This window comes from Mycoplasma sp. 13536, assembly GCF_055523495.1.
In genome coordinates this window covers 576,488-592,970 of sequence record NZ_JBVFVC010000001.1, presented here as the reverse complement: position 1 = coordinate 592,970, position 16,483 = coordinate 576,488, and the positions used below count along the sequence as shown (strand labels likewise).

Genomic DNA, 16,483 nt, shown 5'->3' with positions numbered 1-16,483 from the left:
TCTTTTTTATTTTTAGAAATATAAAAATATATTAAAATATTGTAAAAATTTTAGAGTAACTTAAGATAAATATTAAATATGGAGAATGATGGAACACACACAAAATTTTTTTCAATATAAAAATATAAAAAAAATTTTTATTATAACCTTAAGTATTATTTTCGGGATAATTATTGCTTTATTTGTTGGACTTAAAATTAATTATCCATTTAGGCCTGCATTTTTTAATTATAAATCATACATTAGTAAGCCAAACGAAGATCGCATTAATAAAGATTTTGATTATAAAGAATTTAACGAAGTAGATGAATTTACGATTGCATTAAACAATAACAAAGCAATTGCCGGTATAGGAAGTGATTTTCAAGTTATTGATTTAATTAAACGTGGTTTTATTCAAAAAATTAATTTTGAAAAACTGTTAGATCTTAAAGAACCAATTAAATCAAAACAAGAATTAAAAAATATCTTACAAAAAATATATACACCTACTGTCTTTAAACATTTAGAAAGCTATGATGTTGAATTAACTCATGATGCAAATAATAACCCATATGCTGAACCAAAACACCTTTGAGAATATTTTGTACCTTATTATCAACAAGATGGTGTAATTGCAATTAATCCTTTAAAAAACACTAAAAAACCAATTGAAGATTTTGAACAAAAATTAAAAGATAATTATTCTGAGTTAATTAAAAATAGTGATTTAAAGAATTTAGAAATGCAAACAGCATATAATTCCCTTTTTAATATCTTAAATACAACAACTAAAAATGGTTATGAAAATCTTTTAATTACTGATGCGGTACGTGTCAACATGCTTTATGGATCACCATATCATATTGAAAATAATGAACTTAAGTCAAAATATGGACAAATAACTACTAGTGAAAATTATCAAGATTTAGTAAATAGTTTTTTAAATTTAATTAAGCATTCAACTGGTAAGCCTATCGAAAGTGATATCTTTTCATTTAATGGGGATGGTCTCGAAGTTTTGAGAACCTTATTAGATGTTACACGAAAAGATGTAAATGCCGCTTTAATGTATAATGGCGATGCATTAGACGCTTACTATTCAGAAGATAATGAATTATTAACTACTGATAAACAAGGTAATCAAATACCAATTCCAGATGGAACTGTTCAAGTGCATAAGTTTCGTGAAAACATACTTTTAGTAGATGGATTAGTTGTTGCAAATAATTTATCAGTAAGCACAGAAAATACTTTATATAAAACACTACGTGAAACAATCTATGCTAATATCGAAGCTCCTTATACTGCAAACAATTCAACAACAGTCATGCGTAACTTATATGATGAATATTTGAATGTTGCTTTTAGAGATAAATTTATTCAAAGTTTTAACTCATTAGATTTACCTAACAATCATAGCGAAACTGCATTTAACAATTTTAAAACCGAATTAGTAGAACTTTATGCCCAAACTTTAGATAAGGAACTTGAAGATAGTGATTTGGCAAAATTCAATGATTTTGTATCTAATAAGCTAAGGGAAAACCAAATTTATAAGGTGATCTTTGAATCATTTCTAGATGATTCTGCTACTCTTAAAGATGAAGAATTTATCAATAAAATAGCCTATTTATTCTCACATATTGATTTTGATAATGAAGCTTTTAACAAACTATTATTAGAAAAATACCAAAATTTAGAAAACTTTGGGTTTGTCAACTATACACCAAGTAACATCGCTGATTATGAACTAGTCAAAAGGAACTATTTCATTAATGATGATAATACCTATGACCAAAAAGCTATTAATATCTACGAAGTAAAAGACCAAGAAGGAATTATAACTCATAAACGTGTTTCTGGGGTTAGCGAAAAACTTAACTCACTACTTAATACATATTATTACTTAAAAATCAAACATTAAAAACCTAATTGCCTAAGCAACTAGGTTTTTGTTTTAGTTCTGTAGTTCCCCATTCATCAATTATTTGAGTAACCTCATCTAAAACAGTTCAATCACTTTTATTATTCGTATTTACAATTTTATATGGGATTTTATAAAATTCACATAACTTAATAAATAATGGTTTATATAACTCGTGAAGTCTTTGAAAATATATTTCATTTGCATCATAATTATCTATTTCAACGCTGCGTCCTCTTCTTAAAATTCGATCCTTAATAGTATCATAATTTGCATCTAAATAAATTGCTAGATCTGGGTTTAAATTACTATCTACAATATATTTAAACATTGCATCAAAAGCCTTAAGATATTTCGGATCTTTTTTCTCTAAAGTGATAACAGCAAAAATATAATGTTCAATGTTGAAACGGTCTAAAATCATAAACCCATTTTTATGATCTTTAAATTTATCTAAAAATGTTACTTCCTCTTTTAAAAATGTATCCGTTAATGACTCAATAATATACGATTGAAAAGCAATATCAATATTGGGCTCTTTTTCATATAATCATTTTAAAAAACAATTAAAAACAGGATCATCATTAGCAAATTCTTCAACTAAGTGAGAGTTTTGATAATGTTTACTTAATTTAGTTGCTAAGGTGCTTTTACCTGAACCAATCATGCCACTAATTGCAATAACCATAATTAAATAACCACCTTGCCTTGATCAAAATTATCAATTATTTGAATTGCTCTTTCAAAAACTTCTTGTTCAGTTAAGTTATTTGTATCAATTATTACATAATTTAAATTATATTTTTTAGCTTGGTTTTCAAATGATTCTTTATAAAAGTTATATAAAGTTTCAAAGTAACTTTTATTAGAGTGATAATTATCTATTTCAACTGCTCGCCCACGTTCAAAAAGCCTCTTTTCAAAAGTTTCATAACTCACATCTAAATAAATAGCTAAATGAGGAGTTTCTTGATCTGTAATTAAGTTTTCAAATAAGGCGTCGTATCCTTTTAAATATAATTCTCCTTTTGGCCTTAAATTTACATTTGCAAAAATGTAATGTTCAATGCTAAAACGATCTAAAAATATATGATCGTTTTTGTAATTTTTACCAAGTTCTTTAAATTTAGCAATTAAGTCATTTAATTTAGTTGTATGATTTTCAACAACATATGTTTGAAATGACATTGTTAAATTTGGTTGTTTTTGGTATAACCATTCTAAAAACTGATTAAATACCACATTATCTTGGTCATATTCTTCAAGCATTAATGAAGATTTATAATGCTTATGCAATTTAGTAGTTAAAGTGCTTTTGCCACTACTAATCATTCCGCTGATTCCAATTAACATAATTATTACCTGCCTATTCTGTATTTATTAGGTGTTTATTTTAGCAAAAAAAATACGAAAACAAATAAATTAAGTTATTTCCTACTTAGTCATATTGACGTTATAAGTTTTTTCATTATTTTGTGCTCTATTTTTAATTTGGTGGTAATATATATGCCTAACTTAAAAATATGGAGGAAAACATAATGAGATTAAAAAAACCAGAAGGAACTTTAGAATTAATTACTGGACCAATGTTTTCAGGAAAAACAGAAGAATTATTAAAACGAATTAAAATCCTTGAAATAGCTGAAATTAAAACCTTAGTTTTTAAACCGTCTTTTGACACACGTTTTGATGCCCAAAAAGTAGTGAGCCGAACTGGAGCACAAACCCCAGCTATCGTAATTAAAAAATCTAAAGAAATCTTGGATCATTGAAATACGAAATATAAAAGTGTTGCAATTGATGAAATTAACTTCTTAGATGAAGGCATTTTTGAAGTTATTGACCATTTAGTTTTAAATGGAGTTAGAGTAACAGCAAGTGGTTTGGATATGGATTTTTTGCGCCGCCCATTTGGTGTAACTCCTGGCCTTTTAGCAATTGCAGACGAAGTTAAAAAACTTAAAGCTGTTTGCATAGTATGTAAATCAGATGCAGCCTTTAGTTTCCGCAAGGAAAATAACCAAGAATTAAATATGCTAGGTGATAGCGAATATGAAGCTCGTTGCCGTAAATGCCACATTTTAGGTGAAAAAGCTAAAAATTTATAAATATCTATTTGAATTTCATTATAATATATTAAATTAAACATTATAGTGAGGAAATATGGAAAAACTTGAATTAGATGTCGCAAATGCTCATTTAAGACCCTTAAAAGATTTAGAATATCTTGAATATAAGATTTCACAAATTCATTATGAAATAAAAAAACAAAATAACGCAAAAATAGAGTCTTTAAAATGATTAAATTACCCAAGTAATTATGATAAAGACACTTTTTTAAAAATGCACGGTAAGGCTCAAGAATGAAAAAGAAATGGTGTTAAAAGTGTTATAGTTATTGGTGCAAATGAATCAACTCTTGGAATTAAAGCAGCCTATGAGTTTATGTTTCAAGATTATACATATAATGAACCAGATATAAAGTTATTGTTCTTATCAAGTGATTTATCAACAGATGAATTAATTCATAAGTTGGCTTTGCTAAATGAAACAAAATTTGCCATTATTGTAATCTCTCATTCAGGAAATACCATTGAAACATTATTTAACTTTAAAGAAGTTCATAATATCTTAACAAAAAAAGAAGAATCTAATGCTTCTTCTTATGTAGTAACAATTTCTGAAAATGAACAAGGGCAGTTATTTAAATATTCCGTAAAAAATAATTATACAACTTTTAAAATACCAGATAAAACACCAACATTTTATTCTATCTTTACTTCTGTTGGTATATTCCCATTAATGTGTGCAGGAGTCGATGTCGCTTTAATGCTTAGGTCTGCAGCACATATGCAAGAAGAATTAGATAATCCTAAACTTATCCAAAACCAGGCATATTTATATGCTGCTTCGCGTCATTTTTTAAATACAGAACAAAATTATTTAATTGAAAAAATTATATATCCAGAACCAAGACTTAAATCATTTACCTCTTGAATTCAGCAACTAATAGCCAATTCATTAGGTAAAGAAGGTAAAGGAACTTGGACGAGCATTAATTATTATAATAACGAACATTCGCAAAAAGACAAAAACCCAAAAAATAAAATATTTTTTCAAACTATGTTAATATGTAATAGTCCACTTAATTCGTTAATAATCAACACGAGCCATAAAAAATATGATTTATTAAATTATTTAAATAATCTTGAACAAAAAATCGTGTTAGAACCAACATATGATATCTTAAAATATGATATTTACGATACAAAAAATAATACACCCACATTTTTATTAAAATTTGATTCATACAATGAACAAACCTTAGGGGCTTTATTCACTTTTTTTCATAATGCTTTAGTTATGAATGCTTATTTATTAGGCCTTAATCCTTTTGAACAACCCGCTATTGAAGTATTTCGCAACAATTTTATAAGTACTTTAAATAAAACAAATAATTAACGACAACTTCTAAAAGTTGTCGTTAATTTTATGTAAATTATTTATCTTGAATATCTGTTAATATTCCTCTATTAGTAAATGGTGTTTTATCATCTCCAATTATCTTAAGAATTAAATCAGGATAATCAATAAATGGATTACGGTTTTGTTGATATTTATATGTTTCGTTATTACGGATAATATCTCACTTCGTCACATAATCGGTAATATCTCATTCTAAATAATAATTAAAATAATCTTTTTGTATGTATGGAGCATCAGATGAATATGAGTTTGTAAAGATGTGTGATTGGTTTGCTACTAATTTATCTTTGTGTGTTATCATAAAGTAAAAGTAAGCTCTTGCAATATCTCCTTTAAATGCATCTACAGGTTCAAAAACCGTCTTAGAATTAGCATCAGTTCCTAATTTTGAACCATTTTGTGTGGTGGTTCTAGTAGTACTTACATTTCCGTGTGGATAATTAGCTCTTAATGTATTAACCTTAATATCAGAAGGTCATACAAAATGTGCATCATGAACTGTTGGAGTAACTTTATTAAACCATGATTGCGGAATTAAGTGTTCACGGTTTAAGCCTCCTCCCTCATTGCTTGCACTTGCATTAGCGTTATCTCTATATGTCAAGTACTCATAAGGATCATTACCATTTGGATTTTCTGAATAAACGTCTAGAATTGAATTATTATTTTCAAAGTAAGTGTCTTTAAAAGCGTTATATTGATCATAAAATGATTTTAAACCGTCATAACTTTTAGTATTTAAATTTGTTAAATTAGAAGCTTGCAAACTAATAAGAGCATTGAGTAAATCTTGCCCAGTTTTTCCATCTAATGAAGCATAGTAATTATTAGAATTATCATAAATTAAATTATATTTATTTATGTTTTCATTATGCTTAGATAATAATTGTTCCTTATTTAAATTCTTAGATCCTGTTGTGTTGGCGTCTTTATTATTAACTGAGTTAGACCCTTGCTGTGTATCTTCTTGCTTATCTGTAGTTGATGGATTTTTAGCAACAGGAATAACTATTGTATCAGTATACTCTTTTTGATCATATTTATAAGTTATTTTTAGTTCTCTTGTAGTTTCATTAAATTCTGCTGCAAATCATCTTTCCTTTTTATCGGGAACAGTCCCTTTATGTTTTGTGTGATCAAATCCCTCTTTTAATTTTAAAATAGCGGTTTCAGGTTTTCCGCCAGACCCACGAACTGAAAGATAATAATTATTTTCAGTATTTGAATTTGGACCATAGTTTTGCATTTCCTTTAAGAATTTATCAACATTTTTCTTTGCTTTATATTCATCTAATAATTTATCAAATGTTGCCCCGATGTCAGCATGATCCCAAAGTTCATACATATTTAAAGATGTCTCATTTGTTGTTGTATTAGGAGTTTTGGGTTCTTGAGATTGAGTTGAACCTTTGACCGGTTTTTCTTGGTCAGGAGTTTTTCCAGTACCTGGATCATTTTTTTGCGGGTTAGATGGCTCAGGGCTTGATACAGAAGGGGGATTAGGGTCTGGTTGAGGCTTAGGTAATGGTGCTGGCTTTGGTTTTTGTTCAGGTTCTTTAGAGCAACTAAGTGCAATAAAAGGTATCACACCAATACTTAAAGAAGCTAAAGTGAGTGCTTTGGTTATTTTTTTTGTAATTTTCGTCATATTTATATTTTAACATAATATAAATCAGATAATCATAAAGCATATATAAGTTTTTAAAATTTACTTTATGTCTAGCAATATTATTAAATTAATTAAATTAGAATCATTTTATATAATAAAATTTTACTTTTGTAATATTTAAAATCATCTAAAAGCAAAATTTTATGGTAATACTAAATATAAAGCAACAACTTGTCAAATATTGAGTTAATAAAAAGATTTATACTTTAATTATTTAAAAACATTTGGATAATTAATCCAAATGTTTTTATTATACTTATGAAAATTTCTTTTCAAATTCTTCTTTGAACCATTTCTCAAATCTTTGTTTGTAAGATTCGTATTTTTCACCATATTCTCTAAAAATTTGGTGATACTTTATATTATTACTCTTTTTTATTAAGTAAACTATTCAATATGTTGGCGGGTTTGTATTAACTTCTGCAGAGGTAGGGACCACCATATAGCTAGAACCACTTAATAAAAAATCATAGACAATATTAATAGTAACTTGATTTTCATCATAAGTAGGAATTATCATTTCGTCATAAGGATAGTGTGTTGGCCGTCCGGTATTGTGTATATAAATATTATTTTCTTCCAATACTTGATAAACATCTTGATTGTCTAAATAAAGTTCCTCAAATAATTTTTTAATTTGTGAATCTTGATTAAAATCTTCGTGTGGGTTTAGTTCTTTAAATCTGTTAATTATATATTTATCAAATTGATCTTTATTTGTTATTTTAACTGCACTTGCAATTGGTAGATATTCTAAGACATTTTTATCTCGTAAATAATCAAAACTATTATGGAAAAATGTTAAGTTAAATGGATAAATAGATTGTTTTTGTTTTCGTTCTTCTTTTATTTCGCTGCCGTTTGATTTGATCCAATCTTTAGGCGCAAAAATGTCTATTTTTGTGAATTGTTTATATTTAGAATAAACGGCATTATACATATCATAAGCTTGCTCAAAAGCATTTGCCTCTTTAGTTGGGTCTACCTCTAATAATATCTTATTGTCTCTTGCTCTTTCTCATATTCCTTTATCTAAATCAGATATGTTAGGTTTTTTTAGTGGCGGAAAAGGATCTGGTTTTGAGGGCTCATGACTGCTACCATGTGCACATGAAAAAGTAATTAAAGGAGTTAACAAAGATCCAATCAATAATATTTTTTTATTCATTTTTATTCCTTACTACATGAGTTACATTTTGAAGTATTATACCTTAATTTATTAATAATTTAAGTTCAAAATTATTATTGTGTAATATCTTTTCCATTAATATTAATTATCACATTTTTGTTTTTTGGTAAACTAAAAACACTTCAAATTCTATATCCAGGTACTACATCTGGTTCTGGTTTGATCATTTCGTTAATTAATATATTTAGTTTTATTGAATCACTATCCACAAATTCAATATTATAAAATGTATCAAATGCACTATATGAATTATCATCACTAATATAAATATCATTGTTTTCTAAAAACTCATAAACATCTTGATCATTTATGTAATTTTTTTTAAATTGAGCTTTTATTTCGGTATCGCTTATGTTGACACCTTCACGACTATTTAAATGTTGGAACCTCTTAATAATAATTTGGTTAAAATCTTCTTTATTTTGAATTTTAACTCAATTATACATTTTTTTACTTGTGTCAACATTTTCAAAAAATCCAGCATTAAGTGTATAATAGCTATCATTTTTAATCTTGGTTAAATTTTTACTTACTGTAGGGGGTATAAAAGATTTTATTTTCACAATACCTTTTTGTTTAAAATTATTCCCATTTGCTGGGTTAGAAGGTAGAGAAGGCATGCATGCAAACGTTAAAAATAGTAAAGAAAAAGGAAATGAAAATAAACATGGACAGCAAAATTTAACATTTTAGTTATTTATAATTCCATAGCAAATTGCTGTGGAGTTTTTCAGTTTAAGTTTGATTGAATTCGGTCATTGTTGTACCAAATTACATATTCTTGTATCATATCATTAAGTTCATTAAATGTTATTTTTGAATAATCTAAATCATTTAATAATTCAGTTTTAATGATTCCAAACCAATATTCAATTTCTCGATTATCAAGAGAATTTCCCACTCTTGATAACGAAATAATCCCACCAAGATTTTTAACTTCTTTAATATATTGATGATGTGTATATTGAAAGCCATGATCTGAGTGAATGATAAAGTTTTTGTATTTGTATTGCTTTAATGAATTTAAATTGTCTAAAACTAGTTCTAGATTATTACTTTTTGATAATTTAAAACCAACAATTTGTTTAGTTTTATGAGACAAAATTGCAGACAAATAAACGTGTGATTCTAACACATCTTTTGGCGCTTTTATATATGAAACATCAGTTGCATAAATATTTCGATTGTTTTGATCATTATAATCACGATTTACGAAGTTATCAATCTGAGTAGATAGATTTTTAATTTCTTTTCGTTTTGATTTTTGTCTAAGCTTACATTTTAGGCCTAAAAGGTTCATATATCTCCCTAATGAACGTTCGTTTATATCTATTTTGTATTTTTTAGATATGTAAACACTTAGTTTTAACCTTCCATATCTTGACTTTGTTTCTGCGAACGATTTTTCGATTACATCACTATATTTAGGGAGTTTTTGTGCAATTTTAATATTTTGAGTTTTAGAAATTGTTTGTCTAGAAATGCCAAAAACTTCTGCAAGCTTAACATAACTTATACTAAAACTTTTAGATTCAATAACTTTCTTACTTTTAGGTAATTCGTTGGTAATTTCATAATATCTTTTAGCTATTTGTAACAAATCATCACGATCAAAAATATCTCAATTTGGTTCTCTTTTCGTCTTAGGTTTGCCGCTTCCTTTTTTACGGCTTTCACCTTTCTTTGTCTGCAATAAGTCTTCCATACCTAAATTATAATACTTAATTATTTTATTAATTCTAACTTTTACACTATTTCTTTGTAAGTTTTTTGTTTCTGGTGATATTTGGTAAATAGCTTGGAAAGCACCTGGGAAACCTGATTTTTGATATTCTTCATATATTTTTGCAAATTCTTCTTTCTTTAAATGTCTTGACATAATTTATCCTTTCAAAAAAATTCTTCGTTGGTACCAACGAATGGTAACAGAAAAGCTAACATTTACATGTTAACTTTTCTGTCCGGCTTTAAAATGCAAATAATTTTTTAATTTTATTTGGCATCATATATTTCTCCTTTAATCATGTTATAAATTTTATTATTATGTTAATGTATTTGATCTATATATAAATTATATATGATTATTTATTATTTATAATGGTTCATTAATTTGATTTTTTTAAAGGAAAAAGTTAACATTAAAATGTTAACTTTTTGTTTATTGCAACTTCTTATAATTTTTATTTAAGAATTTTTTGCTAAATAGTTTTTAACTTCTAAAACACAGTCATCAATAACTTGTTCAACTAAGTCAAATGATTTGATAATTGCCCCCGAGGCTCTTTCGTGTCCTCCCCCACCTCATTTAACAGCAACATTGCGAACAATTGGACCATTGGACCTAAATTCAACTCTAATTTTACCATCTTCTTCTTCTAAAAATTGCACCCAAATTGGGAACCCTTTAATATTGGCTATTGCATTAACCCGCATTGACTCATTTGATGTTTTTCCATATTTCTTTGTTTCTGCAAGTGAGTTTTGGATATAGGCTACGCCATCACGCGTTTTTAAAGTTGATAAAAGCCACGAGTTAAATTTTAAATCTTCTAATGAACTTAGCGATAGGTTTTTATGGACAAAGTCTGCTTCTAAACCAGATTCATATAATTTAGAGGCAAGCCTTAAAGTACGAGCTGACACACTGCTAAATAAAAAGCGTCCTGAATCAGTATTAATTCCTAAATATAAATAGTTTGCAGCTTTAGGAGTAATTTTCCATCCATTAATTACTGCAATTTCAGTAATCATTTCATCAGCTGCACAATATGAACTATCTACTCATCTAGTGGTAGTATCACCTAAATCATCATCATTTGGATGATGATCAATTCTAATTACCTTAGCAAATAAATTTTTATCTAAAACTTCTCTTTTTTCAATCCTTTCCTTGAAATTAGCATCAACAATGACTCCTAATGATTGTTTTAAAACTTCATCACTAGGAATTTCATCCATTTTAAAATCTAAAAAACTAAACGAGTTTTTACTATCACCAATTGCATAAACTTTTTTATCAGGAAAATTGGTTTTAATTAATTCTTTAAGTCCAAATTGAGAGCCTAAACAATCACCATCAGGGCGAATATGATGAAAGATCACAATACTATTATATTTATATAATTCTTTAGTAACTAATTCTAAATTACCTATTTTCATATTATTTACCTTCCCATTTTATAATAGCTTCATTAAGTAATTTTAATACTTCAGGAACTTGATCAAAACTACTTAATGTAATACCAGCTGCATTATCATGACCACCACCATTAAAGTGAGAAGCCACCTCATTAACTAGTGGTCCATTAGATCTTAAACGACCTCTAATTTGTCCATTTTCCATTTGGATAAATAAAGCTCAACATGAATTATCTTCAATGTTTGCTAATTCATTGACATATAATGCTGCTTTTAATGAATCAATTTGATATTTATCTAAAAAATCTTGTCTCATTTCGTAATACAATACACGTCCCTCTTGCTTAAAGTTAGAAAGCATTTCACCGGAAATTTTAATATCTAATAAATTACGTTTGTATAAGTTATGTAAAATTTCATTTGGATGAAAACCATTTTCCATTAAAAAAGCAACTAGTTGATAAGTTCGAGCACTTGTATCTGGGTATAAAAAGCGTCCTGAATCAGTGTTAATTCCTAGATAAATATGCCCTGAAGCTTTTTGGGTTACTTTTCATTTTGCATCATATGCAATTTGTGCAATCATTTCAGCAGCAGCAACAAAATGTTCATCAACATAGTTATATTCATAATCAATATCAGCTTCATTTGGATGGTGGTCAATTCTTAAACGTGCAGTGGTTCTTTTTTGATATAAAAGTTCAGCATGTTCGATACGATCTCCGCTTGAAGCATCAACAACAATTGCTAAAGAATTGTTAAAATCAAGAGAATCAAGTGGATCATAGTGATAATTCATAAAATCAAAATTATGTTTATTGTCACCTATTGTGTAAACTTTTTTATTTGGGTAGTTTGTTTTAATTAATTCAGCAAGTCCCGCTTGTGAACCTAAACAATCACCATCAGGGCGAATATGGTGAAAAATAATTATATTATCGTATTTTTCAATTGCATCAATGGCAACTTTTGTATTTCCTATTTTCATTATTTGGTTTCTCCTTCTCAATCTTGTATTACTTGGTTTAATGTGTTAATAACATTAGTGATTTGACTGGTATTTTGTAATATGAAGCCTCCCCGGTCAATATGACCTCCGCCTCCATAAGATTTAGCTACCGGAATCATTGATGGTCCGTTTGATCGAATTCTTGCTCTTATAGTTCCATCTTCTTGTAAAATAAATAAAGCTCAACAATTATTATCTTCAATATTTGACAAAACATTTACAAATCGTGAGGCTTGATATGGAGTTAGTGAGTATTGTTCTAGAAATTGATTATCAGCATAAAAATATAGAACTCGCCCAATTTTTCTAAAATTAGATAAAATATGCCCTGCAATTTGTATTTCTGACAAACTACGTTTATATAAATTACTTAAAATTTTATTGGGATGAAATCCATTTTCCATTAAAAATGCTACTAATTGATAAGTCCTTTTGCTCGTATCTGGATTTAAAAATCTGATTGAATCTGTGTTAATTCCTAGATAAATATATTCAGAAGCTTTTTGGGTAACTTTTCATTTTGCATCATATGCAATTTGTGCAATCATTTCAGCGGCAGCAACAAAATGTTCATCAACATAGTTATATTCATAATCAATATCAGCTTCATTGGGATGGTGGTCAATTCTTAAACGTGCAGTGGTTCTTTTTTGATATAAAAGTTCAGCATGTTCGATACGATCTCCGCTTGAAGCATCAACAACAATGGATAAAGAATTACTAAAATCAATATTATCAATATTATCAAATTCAAAATTCATGAATAAAAGGTTATTTTTATTATCACCTACCTTATAAACTTTTTTGTCTAGATAATTTGTTTTAATTAATTCCGCAAGCCCTGCTTGCGAACCTAAACAGTCACCGTCGGGATTAATATGGTGAAAAATAATTATATTATCATATTTTTCAATTGCATCTATTACAAGTTGTGTGTTTCCTAATTTCACTATTGTTCCTTACTACTTTTTATATATTCATTAATTTGTGTTTTATATATCTCGAAATTGTCTTTAACATTCACTATATCATTAAGTGTTTGATACATTTTTTGATAATTTGCTTCTTTTGTGTTTTGTTCAGAAGTTAAATTATTAAATTCTACTTCTTTTAAAAGATTTTTAAATGAACCTTTAAAAGTTGTTTGATTATATGAATTATGGTTAAGATTATACTTAGTTAATTGATCCATTCAAGTAATTATTACTGGAATTTGGTTTTCTAATCTTTTGATTAAGGTTTCATAAATTTCACTTTTTAAAATTGGATTAATCGTTAATGTTTCAAAATAACTTCTTTTAACTAGGTTGATTAAATTTAAATATTTATTATATTCATTATTAAAATAAACATCTCATTCATTAAGTGTATTAATTAAATTGTCAAAATCTTTTAAAACAGTGTTATATTCATTAGAATTAACATTTGTTAAAGATTTCAAACGTTCATTTGCTAATTTTTCATAATCGCTAACAAACTTTTCGATTTGCCTAAGTTCTTTCGTTGGCTCTTCTAATCCAAAACTATGATACGAAGAATAAATCTTTTGTGTAGTTTCAAAATATTTATAAACCTCTGAACTACCTAATTTATCAACTGCTAAAGGCACAGTTTCTAAATAATCACTAATTATTTTAGACTTTGCATATTTTAATCATCAGTTTAAAATACCGTGTTGTTTCACTAATTCTTTAAAGGATGAAAATTCTGCCTCACTTAAGCCATGCATAATATAATATAGATCTAATAATTGTTCAGATTTTATGCCTTTATTTAGATCATTAATCTCATTTTCAGGAATTTTATCCAAAGTTTCTTGAATTTGATTATAAAATGTGCGGTTTGCTTTTATTTGAGCATTTAAGTTATTTCATTGTGCTTCACTAAAATAATATGCTTGTGATCTTTGAGTTTCTAAAAATCCATTTAAAGAACTTACTTTATATTTTAAAATCGGTAAATAATATTGATATCTCGGATTATTTTGGTTTTCAACTTTTTTAAGATAGTCATTCAATTCATTGATGGTTGATTCAGCTCGAGACTGGGAGGTGCAGGCAATTGTTAAAGAAAAAGGGCTAAATAATAATAAACAACTAAATAATAATGTAAACCTACGTTTTATTTTCATACCTTTTAATTTTACTATATTTTTACTAACTTGTCTAAAAACATAACTATTTTTAATAGTTATGTTTTATTTTTTAAGGTTTAATACGTGCATTATTAACAAAGTGTTCGTCAATAATGTATCCGGTAGCATTGTCACGTATGTATGAATTTACATCTAATAGTGTGTTACGATCTTTTTGTTGATCCATTAATAGTGAAAAAATATCTAAGATATATCATTTGCCACGATCTTCAAATTCAATTCAGTAATTAGCATTATTTTTTGAAATACTTGCAGGGTCACTAGTTTTGTATCCTTTTATTGCTTGAACTTTATAAACACCATTTAAGAATAATAAATTACTAAATAATTCGGCTAATCCAAAATGTGAGGTTGCTGAATTTTTTATACCTGTATTTAATCTTGACATTACTAATTCAATATCGTTAGCAAAAGGTTTTTTAAGTTCTTCAATTTGTGTTTTTAAGGTTTCATCGTTTGGATTTGCTTTAAGATCACTTAATAAACTTGCTAAATTGACTCTAAAGTTTTCAGCTTCTGTTAGTTGCGGCTTTAAACGATTTATATCTCTTTGTTCCCTACGAATATCGTTGCGCCATTGGTTATTTTGTGCTGTATCACTAGATTTTTCAATTTGAGCTTCTAATGATTTAATATTTTCTTCTTTAAGATCTATTTCAATTTTAAGATTATGTTCTTTTTCTGCTAAAAAGATTTTATCAAGGTTATCATTAACAAATTCTGTTGGATTAAGCAAGAATTGTGAAGCATCAGTATCGTCTAAAGGTTCTGCAAAGATTTTATATGCATCATCTTCTTTTCCCGTTGATGGATTAAGCCCTTTTGCTAAATGAATTGGACCAAACCCAGAACCCATTCCTTGGCTTGAACTTTCAATTAAATCGTCTTTAACAGCATAAGAACTTGAAACATTTCAAAATTCATCTCAAATAGTTTTAACGACTTTTGTTGTTTCTGTTTTCTTAGCTTGTTTACCATGAACATTGTTAACTTTTTCCCATACTTTTTGGAATATAGGAGTAGAAAGTCCGTTGTTAATAATTGCTGGAGAAAATTCAACAATATAGTTTAATGAAACATTATCGTAACGTAACATATTCTGTGCTGGATTAAAACTAGATTTGGAGCTAGCATTTTGTTCATGTTTAAACCAGTAGTAATATACTGCTCATGGTGTATCACTCACATAATTTTCTAAAACTTTTTCAACGTCTTGATATGTAATGACTTGATCAAAATCACCAAGTGGAATATTATAAACTGTAGCTGATAAAATTGATGACAAACTACTTTTAATAGCTTGCTCATTTTTTGTTGCTGGTGTTTCAACTCCGCCAGCATGGTCAACTTTAAGTATTTCACCTAAAGAACGAGTTCCATTATTAACATTATAATATTCATTAATTAAATTAGTTAATGCTTCAAATCTTTCGTCAAAGCTGTTTAAAACTAATTTATTTTGATTAAGTAAAATTTGAATATCTTTAGTATTTTCTTCTGTTTTATCAGAATTATTTGCTAAGTAAGTTTTGTAATTTTGTTCTGTTTGGGTAATTATGGCTTTTAATTGATCATATTTAGTTACGTTTTTAACAGCGGTTTTGCCATTTAGAATAATTAAATTATTAACTTTAGTTTGTAAATGATTATTATTAACTTCTCACCTTGTTTGTTTAAATCTTAAATTAATACTTGAAAAATTATAGGTTAAGTAATTAGCTTTATAAAGGCTTTCTTCAAATTTGGCTAAGGTTTTATTGTTTGGATCTGCAACGCGAGTTTTATCTAAGAATCCATTATCCCTAGCAAAAGTTTTGGCAAAAATAACGGTATTATCATCGTCATATAAACAAGATACGGCAGTCAACGGAATTAATGAACTTAATAAGGTGCTAGAAAAAATAAATTTAAATTTCTTATTGAATTTCATG

The 16,483-nt window shown here is 27.4% G+C and carries 14 protein-coding genes; 3 read left to right on the top strand and 11 right to left on the bottom strand.

Annotated elements, in window-relative coordinates; all coding sequences use genetic code 4:
• Window positions 1–88 precede the first annotated feature (88 nt).
• Window positions 89–1,906: a hypothetical protein gene (locus tag AC0B4N_RS02410; RefSeq protein WP_465102277.1), complete on the top strand. Its 1,818-nt coding sequence runs from the start codon at window positions 89–91 to the stop codon at window positions 1,904–1,906.
• Between the two features lie 4 nt (window positions 1,907–1,910).
• On the opposite strand, the gene AC0B4N_RS02405 is transcribed toward AC0B4N_RS02410, so the two are convergent.
• Window positions 1,911–2,594, bottom strand: coding sequence for a deoxynucleoside kinase (locus AC0B4N_RS02405; protein WP_465102276.1), 684 nt, complete (start codon window positions 2,592–2,594; stop codon window positions 1,911–1,913).
• 2 nt (window positions 2,595–2,596) lie between these two features.
• Complete coding sequence (locus tag AC0B4N_RS02400; RefSeq protein ID WP_465102275.1) at window positions 2,597–3,259, bottom strand: deoxynucleoside kinase; 663 nt, start codon at window positions 3,257–3,259, stop codon at window positions 2,597–2,599.
• A gap of 185 nt (window positions 3,260–3,444) precedes the next feature.
• Between AC0B4N_RS02400 and AC0B4N_RS02395 the strand changes: the two genes are divergently transcribed.
• The gene (locus AC0B4N_RS02395) at window positions 3,445–4,014 is read left to right on the top strand and encodes a thymidine kinase (protein ID WP_465102274.1); all 570 of its coding nucleotides are present in this window, start codon (window positions 3,445–3,447) and stop codon (window positions 4,012–4,014) included.
• 55 nt (window positions 4,015–4,069) lie between these two features.
• Entirely contained in the window at window positions 4,070–5,368 is a 1,299-nt protein-coding gene (locus AC0B4N_RS02390) for a glucose-6-phosphate isomerase (RefSeq protein WP_465102273.1), read from the top strand.
• A gap of 37 nt (window positions 5,369–5,405) precedes the next feature.
• Here the strand turns inward: AC0B4N_RS02390 and AC0B4N_RS02385 are convergent, their stop codons facing one another.
• From AC0B4N_RS02385 to AC0B4N_RS02345, 9 genes are all read right to left on the bottom strand, one after another.
• Window positions 5,406–7,040 (bottom strand): endonuclease, encoded by a 1,635-nt coding sequence (locus tag AC0B4N_RS02385; protein WP_465102272.1) that lies wholly within the window; start codon window positions 7,038–7,040, stop codon window positions 5,406–5,408.
• A gap of 277 nt (window positions 7,041–7,317) precedes the next feature.
• Window positions 7,318–8,229, bottom strand: coding sequence for a hypothetical protein (locus tag AC0B4N_RS02380; protein ID WP_465102271.1), 912 nt, complete (start codon window positions 8,227–8,229; stop codon window positions 7,318–7,320).
• A 74-nt stretch (window positions 8,230–8,303) separates the two neighbouring features.
• Window positions 8,304–8,813 (bottom strand): hypothetical protein, encoded by a 510-nt coding sequence (locus tag AC0B4N_RS02375; RefSeq protein WP_465102270.1) that lies wholly within the window; start codon window positions 8,811–8,813, stop codon window positions 8,304–8,306.
• Between the two features lie 134 nt (window positions 8,814–8,947).
• Window positions 8,948–10,129, bottom strand: coding sequence for an IS3 family transposase (locus AC0B4N_RS02370; RefSeq protein WP_465101581.1), 1,182 nt, complete (start codon window positions 10,127–10,129; stop codon window positions 8,948–8,950).
• Between the two features lie 305 nt (window positions 10,130–10,434).
• Window positions 10,435–11,409, bottom strand: coding sequence for a DHH family phosphoesterase (locus AC0B4N_RS02365; RefSeq protein ID WP_465102269.1), 975 nt, complete (start codon window positions 11,407–11,409; stop codon window positions 10,435–10,437).
• Window position 11,410: 1 nt separating this feature from the next.
• Window positions 11,411–12,376, bottom strand: a complete 966-nt coding sequence (locus AC0B4N_RS02360) for a DHH family phosphoesterase (protein WP_465101443.1) — start codon at window positions 12,374–12,376, stop codon at window positions 11,411–11,413.
• Window positions 12,376–13,347, bottom strand: coding sequence for a DHH family phosphoesterase (locus AC0B4N_RS02355; RefSeq protein WP_465102268.1), 972 nt, complete (start codon window positions 13,345–13,347; stop codon window positions 12,376–12,378). The genes AC0B4N_RS02360 and AC0B4N_RS02355 overlap by 1 nt, the downstream gene beginning before the upstream one ends.
• On the bottom strand, window positions 13,347–14,528 hold the full coding sequence (locus AC0B4N_RS02350; RefSeq protein WP_465102267.1) for a hypothetical protein: 1,182 nt from the start codon (window positions 14,526–14,528) through the stop codon (window positions 13,347–13,349). The genes AC0B4N_RS02355 and AC0B4N_RS02350 overlap by 1 nt, the downstream gene beginning before the upstream one ends.
• A 73-nt stretch (window positions 14,529–14,601) precedes the next feature.
• Window positions 14,602–16,482, bottom strand: coding sequence for a hypothetical protein (locus tag AC0B4N_RS02345; protein ID WP_465102266.1), 1,881 nt, complete (start codon window positions 16,480–16,482; stop codon window positions 14,602–14,604).
• Window position 16,483: the final 1 nt, after the last annotated feature.